Raw genomic sequence first — 14074 nt, forward strand, 5'->3', positions numbered from 1 at the left:
ACGCGGCAAGACCGATGTCAGTCTTGAAAAGAATGGGTTTTCTCATGTTTGCGATCGTATCCTGCCTGACATACCAACATGACTTTACGCTGGTTCTGGTAGCTGCCGTCCTATGCCTTGTGTCCAATCTCGGAACGATCCTGTTCCTGAGAAGTGCGGGCAGGTCAAAAGGCGCGCCGCGCTGGATATGGCTTTCCGTTGCGGGGGCGGCAGGCGGCTTCGGCATCTGGTCGACGCATTTCGTCGCGATGCTCGCCTATGATCCGGGCATCGTCGTCGGCTACGATCGCGACCTGACACTTATTTCGCTTGGTGCGGCTTTTGCGTCTACCTTTGTGGCCGGCCTTGCCGCCGTGTCACTTGCGGGTTCTCAAGCCAACATTGCCGCAGGCCTGGTTTTCGGTGTCGGCGTTGCAGCGATGCATTTCGTCGGCATGGCCGGTCTGCAGGTTCCGGGCACCGTCGTCTGGGATAAGCATCTCGTTATCGCTGCCCTGATCATATCGGTTGCCATGGCGACCTGGGGATTCACGCTCACAAAGAACTGGAAAGGTTCGAACTGGCGCATTCTTACTGCGGCGTCTGCATTGTCGCTCGGCATCGTGCTGATGCATTTCACCGCAATGGGCGCGTTGTCGTTTATCGAAGGGGGCGCGAACGCGATCGAGCCTCAGGCGCTTTCGAAGCCATTCCTTCTCGTGACCATTCTCGTCGTGTCGATCTCGATGCTCGCATCGGGCATTTCGGCATCGATCATCGCGTTCCAGGCGGCCAAGCAGGCGAATGCGAGCGAAACCAAGTTTGAGCTGCTTTTGCAGGGCGTGACGGATTACGCAATCTATATGCTCGATCCCTCAGGTATCGTGACGAACTGGAATGCGGGAGCCGAACGCGCGAAGGGCTATAGCGCCGCGGAAATCGTCGGCCAGAATTTCACACGGTTTTACTCTGCCGAGGATCAGCAGAAGGGCCTTCCGCAGCGAGCTCTCGAATCCGCTCTCGCCGACGGCAGGTTTGAGGCCGAAGGGCTGCGTTTTCGCAAGGACGGCTCCTCTTTTTGGGCGCATGTGGTTATCCAACCCGTGTATGACGATGGCCACCATCTCATCGGATACGCGAAGATTACCCGCGACATCACACAGGCAAAGATCGACGGGGATCGCATCAAGGAAGTATCGAGGAACCTCGACCTCGCTCTGGAGAACATGAGCCAGGGCATCTCCATGTTTGACGGCAATGAGCGGCTTATCCTCGCAAACGCCCGATACAGTCAGCTCTTCGGGTTCCCGCAGGACTTCATTCGCCCAGGCCTTGCCTATTCCGAGATCGTTCGCAACGGCTATCAGATCGTCTTCGGTGATGGCGATGCCGCAAATTCACGGGCGATCGATCACTATCGCAGGCATATGGCGACCATGCGCTCCGGCCAGAAGACCCTGGTGCATCAGACGACGAGCGGTCGGTCAATTCTTGCGACGTTCAATGTTCTGGCGGATGGTGGCTGGGTCACGACATTCGAAGACATCACCGAACGGCTGGCGCGCGAAGAGAAAATCGCGTTCATGGCCAAGCACGATGCTTTGACTGGTCTGCCGAACCGTCCGACCTTCAATGACTATCTCTCGCATCAGCTGGCGATTGCCAAACGACTGTCAAGCAAGGTCGCGGTCATCGGTATCGATCTGGATAAATTCAAAGAAATCAATGACCAGATGGGCCATGTCGCGGGCGATTTCGTGTTGAGCACATTGGCCGTACGGTTGAACGGCATCCTGCGTGACGAGGAACTCGTTGCCCGGCTTGGGGGCGATGAGTTCGCGGCGGTGAAGCGCTTCAGCGACAGGGCCGAGCTTGACGACTTCGTTGCGAGGCTGGAAGCCACACTCATGGAGAAGATGGATTTCGAGGGGCATCAGATCGTCCCCGGCGCGAGCGTGGGTGTCGCACTTTACCCCGAGGCTGGCGAAAAGGCCGAAACGCTTCTCGCAAATGCGGATTTGGCCATGTATCGCGCAAAACACGAGGTCGGGCGCAACGTCTGCTTCTATGAAGAGTCCATGGATGAAGCGTCGCGGGAAAGGAGAAAGCTGGCTCGCGACCTTTGGGTCGCGATCGAGCGCGACCAGATGTATCTTCACTATCAGGTTCAGAAGTCGGTGGCGACCGGCAAGACGACCGGCTACGAAGTGCTGCTCAGATGGAACCATCCTGAACGCGGAAATATCCCGCCCGTCGATTTCATTCCGATAGCCGAGGAATGCGGTGCGATCGTGCCCATCGGAGAATGGGTACTTCGCGAGGCATGCAGGGAAGCGGTCAGCTGGAAGGACGACATCAAGATCGCCGTCAATATTTCGCCCATCCAGATCGCCCATGCAAACATCGCCGAGCTGGTCCGTTCCGTCCTCCAGGAAACCGGCCTGCCAGCATCGCGGCTAGAGCTTGAAATAACCGAGTCATCGATCATCGTCGACAAGGCCAAGGCGCTGGTTGCGATGCGGGCGCTGAAGCAGCAGGGCGTTGCGATCGCTATCGACGATTTTGGAACAGGCTATTCATCGCTCGAGACCCTTCGCTCGTTCCCCTTCGACAAGATCAAGCTGGACCGAAGCTTCATGAATGAAGTCGAGACCAGTCATGAGGCAAAAGCGGTCATTCGGTCCATTCTGGCGCTGGGACGCGGCCTGTCGATCCCCGTGCTTGCCGAGGGCGTCGAAACCCTGAGCCAGCTCGAACTGTTGACTTCCGAAGGCTGCGACGAGGCCCAGGGCTACTATTTCGGTCGTCCTGCGCGAATGGAACAACAATCGGTTACGCTCAATACTGCAGCCTGACGCCGAGCGAGATCAGGATCGAGAGCGCGCGGGTGAGGCAATATCCGGCAGGGTAGTTTATTCCCTCAGCCGTGATCGCAAAATAACATTTGTCCAAACGTGGCGGGTTGACACCGGAAGATATCCGATCTTCCTATGGCCGCGTTCAAAGCGGCTGAGGAGAGTGCGGATGCGTCTGAAACTTGTCACGACAACGAGCCTAGTTGCCCTATCGCTGTTCGGGGCAGCGCATGGTGCCGAGATCAATCAGGATGGAGCGAACAAGCTTCGTGACAGCCTGACGAGAATATTGCCTGACGATTTTGCAAAGAGCGGTTTTGTAACCGTCAACCCGGCGGGCAACCGCTATGAGGTCATTTATGACCTCGCCAAACTGCTTTCGAAAGTGGACCCGGCCAAGGTTGTCGTGAACGGACTGACGCCCTGGTCGGTTTTTGCCACGCCGCTCGACAACGGATTCTGGAACCTCGAAGGTACCAACAGCTTCAACATCTCCGGCAACTTAAAGGGGCCGGACGACAAGGCCACGGATTTCACCTATTCCATCGCCTCGATGGTCTATAACGGCGTCTTCGATCCGGCGATTGCCTATCTGCGTTCCGGCGATTTCAAAGCCAGCAACATCAGGCTCACCTCGAAGTCCGATACCGACCAGGTCGATGCGAGCTTCGCCGGCATGGACTACCGGCTCGATTCGACCGATAGCGCCAGCGGCAACGGTCGCCTCGATTTCAAGGCGAATGGTTCGCTGTCCGCGCTGTCTGAGACGGTCACCAGCCCGCAGATGCCGCCGGTCAACATCAAGGCGGATTCGATCGACTTCAACGCCAACGTGGCGAGCCTGCCGGCGAAGGAAATCCGCGATATTGTCTTCTTCATCCTGGATCATGTGGATGAGAAGGAACTGAGCAAGGAAGACGGCGAGAAGCTGAAGTCGGTCCTCAAGGCTTCCTTCCCACTGTTCTCCTCCGTCGACGAAACGATTACGGTGAACAATCTGGCGGTGGCCACGGTTGCTGGAAACGGTGGCGCCAAGGCATTCGGCTACAATTTCTCCATCGACGGGCCGAGCGACGCTGTCCGGTTTGCCTTCGGCGTGAATGCCCAGGACGTGACGCTCGATAGCGCTGTGGTGCCGGCGGCCTACCATGGCTTCCTGCCGAAGAGCCTCGATATGCAGATCGCCGTTCCAGACATGGATTTCGCCGCTTTCAGCGACGAGTTCATGAAGATCGATTTCTCGACCAGTGGCAATTCGGAGGAAAGCGGCAGGCAGGCAGCCGAGAAGCTTTTCCATGATGGTGTCGTCGTGGTGGATCTGCCGAAGTTTACTGCGGTCTCCGACGTCTACGATATCGACGTCACCGGCAAGCTGCAGGGCCGTGTCGATACGCAGAAGGACTATTCGGTCCAGGCCTCGGTCCTGGCGCGGGATCTCGACAAGTCGATCGCCGCCATCCAGGAGCTTGCCAAGAGCGACCCCAACCTCCAGCAGGTCTCCTTCGGCATGATGATGGCCAAAGGTTTCGCCAAGACCGATCCGGATGGCCGCTCGCGCTGGGATATCAGCGTCGCCGGCGACGGCTCCGTTGCGATCAACGGCCAGCAGATCAAGGGACCGGATGCCGAGGAGCCGGATCAGGATCAAGATCAGGGGCTGGAGCCAGACCAGGAGCAGGAACCGGATCAGGGTCAGGAACCAGATCAAGGGCAGGACCCGGCGCCTCCGAAGCAGCCTTGAGTTTTCTCAGTGGCGATCAAAGATAAAGGAAGCCGGCCTCGTGCCGGCTTTTTTCTTCCCGCCAGACGGCTCTATTAGGGTTTGTTTTTCAAGAGCTTTTATCGATGCCGCGTGCTTGACATCGAGCGTCATGTTCCGCCATGCGCGCAACTTCAGCGGATGGGGATATTTCGCAGATGCGTCTAAAAATTGTTGCGGTAACGAGCTTTTTATTGCTCTCCGCAATCAGTGCGGCCCAAGGGATGGAGATGCGGCAGAAAGATGCCGACGATTTCCGCGCCGTCCTTTTCAGTTCTAAATCGAAAGAGCCGGTCGAATGCCGGCTCTTTTAGTCGAAGAGGCTGGAGACGGACTCTTCCTGGGCCGTGCGGCTGATGGCTTCGCCGATCAGCGGCGCTGTTGTCACGACGCGGATGTTGTGGGCCGAGAGGACGGCCGTCGTCGGCTGGATCGAATCCGTGATCACAAGCTCGCGCAGCTTCGAGGAGGTGACGCGGGTAACCGCGCCGCCGGAGAGGACGCCATGGGTGATATAGGCGGTGACGCTGGAGGCGCCCTTGGCAAGCATCGCGTCGGCCGCATTGCAGAGCGTGCCCCCGGAATCGACGATGTCGTCGATCAGCAGGCAGTCCTTGCCGGTAATGTCGCCAATGATGTTCATGACTTCGGATTCACCCGGCCGATCGCGACGCTTGTCGACGATGGCCAGAAGACAGTCCAGCCGTTTGGCGAGCGCGCGGGCACGCACCACGCCTCCGACGTCAGGCGAGACGACCATGACGTTGCTGAGGTCATAATGGCTCTTGATGTCGCGCGTCAGCACGGGCAGGGCAAAGAGGTTGTCGGTCGGAATATCGAAGAAGCCCTGGATCTGCCCGGCATGGAGATCGAGCGTCATGACGCGGTCGGCGCCGGCTTCGGTAATGAGGTTTGCAACCAGCTTGGCAGAGATCGGCGTGCGACCGGAGGCACGGCGGTCCTGGCGGGCATAACCGAAATAGGGAAGCACGGCAGTAATGCGGCGGGCTGACGAACGACGCATAGCGTCGATCATGATCAGCAATTCCATCAGGTGGTCATTGGCGGGAAAGGCGGTCGGCTGCACGAGGAAAACGTCCTCACCGCGCACGTTTTCCTGGATTTCCACGAAGATTTCCTGATCGGCAAACCTTCGGACGCTGGCTTTCCCTAAGGGAACATTGAGATAGTTGCAGATCGCTTCGGCGAGTTGCCGGTTCGAATTGCCTGCGAAAACCTTCATCTTGGTCCGCCTGTTATGCGCTGATAGCCGCGCTTTTTAGCCAGCTTCCCGGTGAATGCAAGGGCTAAGGCGTCACATACGTTTATATTTATAAAAAGCTTGTGACTAACCGCCCTGGCTTTGTCGCCAGGATGTGAACTCGGTGATCGTCTTTGAGGCAATCTGCTGCATCACGGAGGCGGGTACGCCGGCCCAGGGATCGGTCGCCGCCGTCGGCACGCTTTCCTGTCCCTGAATGCGGTGCAGGCGGGCGCCGGCATTGTCAAGCACGTCCCAGACATAGACCACGGTGACCTTGCCCTCGTCACTGAAAGCGGAGAGGTAACCCTTCAGAATATAGTCGCTGCTGGTGTCGTTGGAGCTCTTGATGGCAAGTCCGTGCGCGCGGGCCTCCGCGCCCAGTTGACGGGACAGCGGGGTGACCGCCTGTACTGGCGCGCCGATGATCGGCAGGAAACGCACGGTATTGCCGCGTATCGAGGTCGATGAGGAAACCGTGGGATCAAGCGCTGCTGTCTGCGTCGGCTGCTGCGGCGCCGGTGGCTCAGCGGCGGAGGAGGGCGGTGCGAGTGACTGGCCCTCGATCGGTCCGGACGCGCCCGGCGAGGAGCCGTTGCGGGAAAGCGCATCGGCCTGGGCCTGCATCGTCGTCGGCGGAGCGCCATTGCCGGGACGGTAGGCCTGTGCCGGATAGTTCGGCTGGGTCGGGTAGGTCTGCTGGCTGTAGGCGGGCGTATAGCCGTTTTGACGAGGTGTCGCCGGGAAGGTCCGTTGTGATGCTCCTGCCATGCGCTCGGCTTCGCTCTGCGTCACCGGTGTGGATGAGCGCTGACCCATCGAGGAGTCGCCGATTTCCATCGGCGGCGTCAGCGTCAATGCATCGGTCGTGTTGCAAGCAGAAAGCAAGGCAAGACAGATCAGGAGCGTGGGCGCAGTCGCAACTCGCGTCATCCCTCGGTTCGTCCTTCCCACATTCGCATCAGCCCCGTGCGAATTTATGCGGGTAGGGGGACCTGTCTGTCAATTCTGGATTCTTGCCGGTGATTGCAGAGACTTAGAGACCGATGAAATCCAGCTGATGTCGTGAGAGCGCTCGCGGTGCTTCACCTGTCGTGAGATAGGTCTGGCCGAGCGTCATGGCGGTTCCGGTATCGGAATCGGCAATGATCATATGCACGAAGAGCGACATGTTCGGTTCTATCGGCTGCGGGTTGCCGGCATGGAACATCTGGTGCTCCATCCAGGACGGCGAGAAACGCGCCCCGAGCGAATAGCCGCAAGCATTCAGGCGATGGCGGGCAAGGCCGCGCTCGTCCATGATCCTGGCATGCATATCGAAGACGTCGCCGAAACTATGGCCGGGCCTCAGCACGGTCTCGATCGCCTGGATGGTTTCGAGGCAGGCATTGTAGAGCTCGCGGTGGCGGTGCGTCGGCTCGCCGATCACGATCGTGCGCATCATGGCGGCATGATAGTGTGCGTAAGCACCGGCCCATTCGAGGGTGAGCTGATCATTGGCGTCGAGCTTGCGACGGCCGGCCTTGTAGCGGCAGAGCAGGGCATCAGCACCGGAGCCGATGATGAACTCGTTGGCCGGGTAGTCGCCGCCGCCGGAGAAGATGGCACCCTGCATGGCCGCGAGAATATCGGATTCATCGGCACCCGGTTTCGCTATTCGGACGGCGGCATCAAGCGCGTCGTCTGCCAGCGCGGCGGCATGCTCGACATAGGCGACCTCGGTCGGGCTCTTGATGAGGCGCAGGCGGCTGACGAGGTAGGAGGCATCGCTGATCTGGCCGAAGGTCGTCAGTTGCGCATCGAGCATCCGGGCGACACGGCCGGTCATGCCATGCGTGTCGTATTCGATGCCGATGCGGGCACCGAGCAGATCCATTTCGACGAGCAGGTTCTTCAGATCCATCGTCGGGTCGGCGTTGACGCGGTCAACCCAGACGTGGATGTCCTCGATAACGGAGGTGTGCCGGGCCTGACGCAGATCGGCTGAGCGGGTGAGGAGCGCCATGGTGCCGTCAGCCTTGACCACGAGCGTCTGGAAGAAGCAGTAGCCGAAGGTGTCGTAGCCGGTCAGCCAGTACATGCTTTCCTGCGCAAAAAGCAGCAGGGCGTCGAGCTTCTCTTCCTTCATCTTGTCGGTAAGGCGGGCAAGCCGGCTTGCGAATTCTGCCCGTTCGAAATGAAGTGCCATGCTGCTTACATCTCCCTGATGCTGATCGCCGAAATCTGGCGGCCGTAATCCGGCTCCTTTTTATGTGTGGTCCGGCGGTAGGAAAAAAAGCGCTCGCTGTCCGGATAGGTGCAAAGGCCGAGACTTTCAGCGCGCACGCCTGCTTTTTTAAGCCGTTCGACAGTCAGTCCCGGCAGATCGAACATGGCGTGCCCCGATGTCGGGGAGGGGATGAAATAGCGTTCGTAGGCCGGATCGTAGGCGAGGAAGCGCTCGACGAATTCCGGGCCGACTTCATAACTTGCCTGGCTGATGGAGGGGCCGAGGCAGGCGACGATATTGCCCCTGTCAGCACCAAGGGCTTCCATGGCATCGATGGTGTTTTCAAGCACGCCGGTCAGCGCACCCTTCCAGCCGGCATGGGCCGCACCGATCACGCGGTTTTCCGGGTCGGCGAAGAGGATCGGTCCGCAATCGGCGGCGAGAACGCCGAGTACGATGCCCGGCGTTGCGGTGACCATCGCGTCCGCCGGCGGCCGCGCGCCATCATAATCAAGCCCGACGGTGACGACATCAGGGGAGTGGACTTGATGGACGGTCGCCAGCCGCTCAAGCGGCAGATCGAACCAGGCGGCGACGCGCCTGCGATTTTCCTGCACGTTTTCGCGCTCGTCATGCGAGCCGAGGCCGACATTCAGGCCGCGATAGATGCCTTGCGAAACGCCACCGGCGCGGGTGAAATAGCCGTGGTCGATAGCGCCGCCGGCCGCGTCGTTCAGCAGCGCGCTTTCGATCGGTGCGGGAGAGGCCGCGTCTGTCATCTGATATTCCGGTTTTTTTGGAGAGGGATCGACGTCATCCTGGCCGGATCTCGTCCGGCGAAGCGTTGTCATTTTGCGGCAGATGTTGGCGAGCGTAAGGCTATCTGTCAATCCACCGGACGGAACGGCATCAGGTCGATCGCCGGATAGGAGACGGCGAGCACCTTGAAGAGTTCGCCCATCCGGCCTTCGCCTGCACCGGCGAGCCGATCGACGGCGCTCTGGATGATCTGCTGCGTGTGCGGCTCCCTGTCGCGGCCAAGGGCTGCGGCACGCTCCAGAATGCCGAGACCGGTCAGGAAGTCACCCTGATGCAACGCGCCATTGATGTGGACGCCGTCAGCCGCTGCCGTTTCCGCAAGCTGCTGGAAATCGACATGGCTCGTCAGGTCCGCTTCGCCTGGATGGGCAAGCGGCGGATCGAACTCGTGCATGCGCACAGCCTGCAGCGTGTCGCCAAAACCGGTGACGAGGTGTCCGTAGTCGATTGCGAGCGCCGTACCGCCGAAGGCCCGCAACCTCTCGCAGATGGCACTCATGACTGCCTGACGCGCAGGCGAGATCTCGAACAACGTGCCAACAGGCACGTTCTGCGTAGGCTCCGGCAGCAGTGCCGGATCGATGCCAGCGACACCCGCCGCAAAGGTCAGTTCCGCATCTGCATCGAGGCCCACCATGCGTTCGCGAAAACCGGTCTGCGTGCGCACGAACTGGCGGATCGGGATCGCGTCGAAGAGTTCGTTGGCAACGATCAGAGTGAAGCCCGATGGCACTTCGTCGAAGCCGGCATGCCAGCTGATCTTGCCTTCACAGGCTTCGAGCGTCTGGCTCTGGACATCACGAAGGCGTTCGCTGGTCTCGACGAGATGGATCGTCATGTTGTCGAAGAGCGGCGGGGCGATGCGCGAAATCACGCGCAGCATGTCGGCCATCATCGTGCCGCGGCCGGGGCCGATCTCGACGAGGCGAACGCCGGCAGGCGTTCCGTGCCGCTGCCAGGCATGGACGACGAAGACGCCGATCATTTCGCCGAAGAGCTGGCTGACCTCGGGTGCAGTGACGAAATCGCCTGAACGGCCGAAGGGCTCGCGGGTGCGGTAATAGCCGTGTTCGGGATCGGCAAGGCACAGCGAGAAATAGTCGGTGACGCTGATCGGCCCGTTTGCCTGGATGATCGTCTTGATCTTTTCGCTTAATGCGGTGGTCATAGCGGTCGTCCCGGTGGCTTCAGTGCTGCAGGGCAGCAGCCTGACGGCGGGCGCGGAAGATCGCCCAAAGGCCGAGCAGGATCATGGGGAAGGACAGAACCATGCCCATCGTCAACCAGCGGGTACCGAGCAGGTAGCCAAGCTGCGCATCCGGCTCGCGGAAGAATTCCACGAAGATGCGCGACAGCGCGTAACCGCAGACGAAGACGCCGGTGATGAGGCCCGGGCTCTTCAGCGCCTTGGCGCCGTACACGAGGGCGGCAAGGACGAGCAGCAGGACGATGCCTTCGAGGCCGGCTTCATAGAGCTGGCTCGGATGGCGGGCGAAGGGGCCTCCAGTCGGGAAGACGACTGCCCAGGGCACATCCGTCAGCCGGCCCCAGAGCTCGCCGTTGATGAAGTTGGCGATACGGCCGAAGAACAGGCCGCAGGGCACGACCGTCGCGACGATATCGAAGAGGTTCCAGATCGGGACGCGGTTGCGATGCGCAAAGAGGATCATGGCGATCGTCGTGCCGGCCAGGCCGCCATGGAAGGACATGCCGCCATTCCAGATCTGCACGGCGCGGATCGGGTTTTCGATAATGGCGCCGAGATCGTAGAAGAGGATGTAGCCGATGCGGCCGCCGAGAACGATGCCGAGGGCTGCCCAGACGATGAAGTCGTCGAGCTGCGTCCTTGATATGGGCGAGGTATTGTTCGGCCAGAGTGCATCGTTTGCAGCAATGCGGCGGGCATAGGCCCAGCCGAGCAGGATGCCGGCGACATAGGCCAGGCCATACCAATGAATCGCCAGCGGGCCGATCGAAAAAGCGATCGGGTCGATATTCGGGAAAGGCATTATAGCAAGAAGATCAGCAGCTATCGGCAAGGTTTTCCCACCCGTTGAGATGCGCGGAACATGGCGCCGCGATCTTTGGCGGTCAAGTGCATTGTTCGTCACGGCCCCGTGCGCAAGGGCTTATCCCGTGCAAAGCGCTTGCATCCTTAACGGCGAAGCCCTACCTCAATTTCAGTGGCCGCAAGGCCTGATATTCACGTCGTGCGAAGGGAGAAATACGCCATGACGACCGGAACGAACCGCATCATGGATGAATTCGCCAAGCTGATGACCGATGCCGCGGGTGCTGCGCAGGGCGTGCGCAAGGAGGTCGAGACCGCCTTCAACGCTCATGCCGAGCGCTGGCTGAACAGCATGGACGTCGTCAAGCGCGAAGAGTTCGAAGCCGTGCGCGAAATGGCCATCAAGGCCCGTGACGAAAACGAGGCGCTCGCCGCTCGCGTTGCCGCGCTCGAAGCCAAGCTTGCCGCAAAGGGCAAGTGATATCAGCTTAAAGAAGATGCTGTATAAGGTGCGGCGTGGCTCATATGTAACATGCCGCATCCTGGAGAAAAAAATCGGGTGTGATTTTTCACCTGTGGAAACTGCCAAAAAAGCCAATGGGCAGAGTCTTTTACCTCCCCCGCTGAATCTGATTCCATAAGTGCTTTCCACAGCAGGTCCGGCCAAATTTCCATGAAGGGGGCTGGCAGGCCGTGAGGGGCATTATAGACTGATTTTACATGATGATTCGAAGCGAATTGGTAAGCTCCAGGCAGGTTCAGTGCGTTAGTCTGGCAGCGGTTCAGCGATCATCCCAAGTGATGGTTTCCGGTATTGCGTGTGTCTTGTTTTGTGTTCGTTCACGAAGTTAGGCCGCATTCATTCCGGTCAAGAAGGTGCTGCATGAGCCTTATGGAATTGGAAGTCGAACGCCAGTCGAACCCGGTCGACATGATCGAGTACGTGGCTTCAAACAATGACTGGGCCTTCGAGCGCTCCGGCGAAGACGAGATCGCGATGACGGTCGAGGGGCGCTGGACCGACTATCACGTCTCCTTCTCATGGATGGAGGAATTCGAAGCGCTGCATCTCGGCTGCGCCTTCGACATCAAGGTTCCCGAAATCAGGGTCAACGAGGTGGTGAAGCTGCTCTCGGCGATCAACGGCCAGGTGCTGATGGGTCACTTCGACCTGTGGCGACAGGAAGATGTCGTCATCTTCCGCCAGTCGCTGCTGCTTGCCGGCGGTGCTGAGCCCACCAACCGTCAGGTCGAGGTGCTGCTTTCCAGCGCGCTCGATACCTGCGAAGCCTATTATCAGGCCTTCCAGTTCGTCGTATGGTCCGGTATGGAAGCCAACAAGGCGATGGAAGTGGTCCTCTTTGAAACCGTCGGCGAGGCATAACATGCCTGTGACCACCTTTTCCGCGGCAAATCCGGTGGTTCTCATCGGAGCCGGCAATATGGGCGGAGCCATGCTCTCCGGCTGGCTGAAGAGCGGAGTTCCGGGCTCTGCCGTGGTCGTGGTCGATCCCGGCCCGTCGCCGGCGATGCTTTCCACTATTGCCGATGCGGGGGCCTCCCATGTCACCACCGCTCCTGCCGGTCTCGAGGCCGGGGTACTGTTCCTTGCCGTGAAGCCGCAGGTGATGGAGGCGGTGCTTCCGGCGGTGAAAAGCTTGGTGGGGCCGCAGACGGTGGTGGTTTCGGTCGCTGCAGGCAAGACGCTTGCCTTCCTCGAAAAGCATCTCGGAGAGGCTGCCATGGTGCGCGCCATGCCGAACACGCCTGCCATGATCGGGCGCGGTGTGACCGGTGCTTTCGCCAATGAGCGCGTCAGTACCGAACAGCGTGATGGCGTCAACGCTCTTCTTGGTGTGTCCGGTCCTGTCGAATGGGTGCCTACCGAATCCGATATCGATTCGGTGACGGCGCTCTCAGGCAGCGGACCGGCCTATGTGTTTTATCTCGTCGAGTGTATGGCAGAAGCAGGTCGTAAACTTGGCCTGCAGGCGGACCTTGCCATGCGTCTTGCGCGGGAAACTGTCGCGGGGGCTGGTGAGCTGCTGCACCAGTCCCCCGACGACGCTGCGCGCCTGCGCCAGAATGTGACTTCTCCTGGTGGTACGACCGCGGCTGCCCTTTCCGTGCTGATGGCCGAAGACGCCATGCAGCCGCTGTTCGACAAGGCGCTCGCGGCTGCCCGCAAGCGCGCCGAAGAGCTCGCCGGCTGAGAAAGACTGTTATGGCTGAAGAGATCACTTTTGCCGATTTCGAGCGTGTGGATATCCGTGTCGGCACGATCATCGAAGCAAATCCCTTTCCGGAAGCCAGAAAGCCGGCGATCAAGCTTCTGATCGATTTCGGCTCCGAGATAGGCGTCAAGAAATCCTCGGCGCAGATCACGGTGCACTATTCGCCGGAGCGGCTTGTCGGGCGACAGGTGCTCGCAGTCGTCAACTTTCCGCCGCGCCAGATCGGGCCGTTCCGCTCGGAAGTGCTGACGCTCGGTTTTGCCGATGAGGCGGGCGATATCGTGCTTGCCGCGGTCGAGCGGCCGGTGCCAAACGGCCAGAGGCTGATGTAGGCCGCTAAGGTTGCCGATCGCAGACAGATGCCCAGGGATGGGCTTCAGTGAATGTCGCGCGAGAGCGGATCGCTCAATGTGAAATCAGTAAAGACGGCCTCGAAGCCGGCGCGTTGCGGCGAACAGAAGACGGGGCCGACCAGCACCTCTTCGAAAGCCGGATCGAACCAGGCGAGGCGAGCCATGCGCCATTCGTCCATCGTATCCGTGCTGTACTGGATGAACAGGGCATCGCCATTGCGGGTGGCGCGGACCGAGATGGCATCAAAGTCATGGCCGATGCGGAAGGCCGACCAGTCGGAATTGCCATTGGTGACCACGACGCTGAAATGCCTGGCCCCATCGGTATATTCGATGCCGCATTTCACCCAGTGCTTCTCATCGGCGCGGATCATCAGTCCGGCCTGATCGTAGAGCGCCTCATAACTGCCGGAGAAGGTGACTTCGGCGGTGAAGTCGCCCTTTCGGCTTTCGTGCAGGAAGTGGCCATCGTCGTGGTGGAAGCCGTAGTAGGTGCCCTGCCAGAAATCGGCCTTCTCGCCGGAGCGGACGTGAAGGGCGCCGTCGCGTTCCTCGAAGAAGGGCGGCGCGTTCAGCCAGGTCATATGTTTCATG

General features: G+C 60.0%; 13 protein-coding genes. 6 read left to right on the forward strand and 7 right to left on the reverse strand.

All coding sequences use genetic code 11. The annotated features are described in order from the left end of the window. The first annotated feature begins 44 nt into the window (after positions 1–44). Together AC1DNW_RS09645 and AC1DNW_RS09650 are read left to right on the forward strand one after the other, a co-directional pair. Positions 45–2834 (forward strand): EAL domain-containing protein, encoded by a 2790-nt coding sequence (locus tag AC1DNW_RS09645; RefSeq protein WP_162748480.1) that lies wholly within the window; start codon positions 45–47, stop codon positions 2832–2834. A gap of 169 nt (positions 2835–3003) precedes the next feature. Beyond that, a complete protein-coding gene (locus AC1DNW_RS09650) occupies positions 3004–4575 on the forward strand; it encodes a hypothetical protein (RefSeq protein ID WP_113308815.1) in 1572 nt (523 codons plus the stop codon). A gap of 328 nt (positions 4576–4903) precedes the next feature. Here AC1DNW_RS09650 and AC1DNW_RS09655 read toward each other — a convergent pair whose 3' ends face one another. From AC1DNW_RS09655 to lgt, 6 genes are all read right to left on the reverse strand, one after another. After that, on the reverse strand, positions 4904–5836 hold the full coding sequence (locus AC1DNW_RS09655; RefSeq protein WP_007824382.1) for a ribose-phosphate pyrophosphokinase: 933 nt from the start codon (positions 5834–5836) through the stop codon (positions 4904–4906). Positions 5837–5941: 105 nt separating this feature from the next. After that, positions 5942–6787, reverse strand: a complete 846-nt coding sequence (locus AC1DNW_RS09660) for a PAT1 family protein (protein WP_113308816.1) — start codon at positions 6785–6787, stop codon at positions 5942–5944. A 103-nt stretch (positions 6788–6890) separates the two neighbouring features. Further along, a complete protein-coding gene (locus tag AC1DNW_RS09665) occupies positions 6891–8042 on the reverse strand; it encodes a M24 family metallopeptidase (protein WP_113308817.1) in 1152 nt (383 codons plus the stop codon). Positions 8043–8047: 5 nt separating this feature from the next. Continuing rightward, positions 8048–8842: a peptidoglycan editing factor PgeF gene (gene pgeF / locus AC1DNW_RS09670; protein ID WP_113308856.1), complete on the reverse strand. Its 795-nt coding sequence runs from the start codon at positions 8840–8842 to the stop codon at positions 8048–8050. 107 nt (positions 8843–8949) lie between these two features. Beyond that, on the reverse strand, positions 8950–10050 hold the full coding sequence (locus AC1DNW_RS09675; protein ID WP_113308818.1) for a class I SAM-dependent methyltransferase: 1101 nt from the start codon (positions 10048–10050) through the stop codon (positions 8950–8952). Positions 10051–10069: 19 nt separating this feature from the next. Further along, positions 10070–10921: a prolipoprotein diacylglyceryl transferase gene (gene lgt / locus AC1DNW_RS09680; RefSeq protein WP_113297585.1), complete on the reverse strand. Its 852-nt coding sequence runs from the start codon at positions 10919–10921 to the stop codon at positions 10070–10072. A gap of 192 nt (positions 10922–11113) precedes the next feature. Between lgt and AC1DNW_RS09685 the strand changes: the two genes are divergently transcribed. From AC1DNW_RS09685 to AC1DNW_RS09700, 4 genes are all read left to right on the forward strand, one after another. Beyond that, positions 11114–11374, forward strand: a complete 261-nt coding sequence (locus AC1DNW_RS09685; RefSeq protein ID WP_113297586.1) for an accessory factor UbiK family protein — start codon at positions 11114–11116, stop codon at positions 11372–11374. Positions 11375–11776: 402 nt separating this feature from the next. Beyond that, positions 11777–12277 carry a type III secretion system chaperone family protein gene (locus AC1DNW_RS09690; protein WP_113297587.1) on the forward strand — a complete coding sequence of 167 codons (501 nt, stop codon included), beginning with the start codon at positions 11777–11779 and terminating at the stop codon, positions 12275–12277. 1 nt (position 12278) lies between these two features. Then, the gene (gene proC, locus AC1DNW_RS09695) at positions 12279–13106 is read left to right on the forward strand and encodes a pyrroline-5-carboxylate reductase (protein ID WP_113308819.1); all 828 of its coding nucleotides are present in this window, start codon (positions 12279–12281) and stop codon (positions 13104–13106) included. A gap of 11 nt (positions 13107–13117) precedes the next feature. Continuing rightward, positions 13118–13459 (forward strand): tRNA-binding protein, encoded by a 342-nt coding sequence (locus AC1DNW_RS09700; RefSeq protein WP_113297589.1) that lies wholly within the window; start codon positions 13118–13120, stop codon positions 13457–13459. Positions 13460–13503: 44 nt separating this feature from the next. Here the strand turns inward: AC1DNW_RS09700 and AC1DNW_RS09705 are convergent, their stop codons facing one another. Beyond that, on the reverse strand, positions 13504–14073 hold the full coding sequence (locus tag AC1DNW_RS09705; RefSeq protein ID WP_113308820.1) for a DUF1349 domain-containing protein: 570 nt from the start codon (positions 14071–14073) through the stop codon (positions 13504–13506). Position 14074 lies beyond the last annotated feature (1 nt).

This window comes from Rhizobium sp. 05L429, assembly GCF_056397645.1.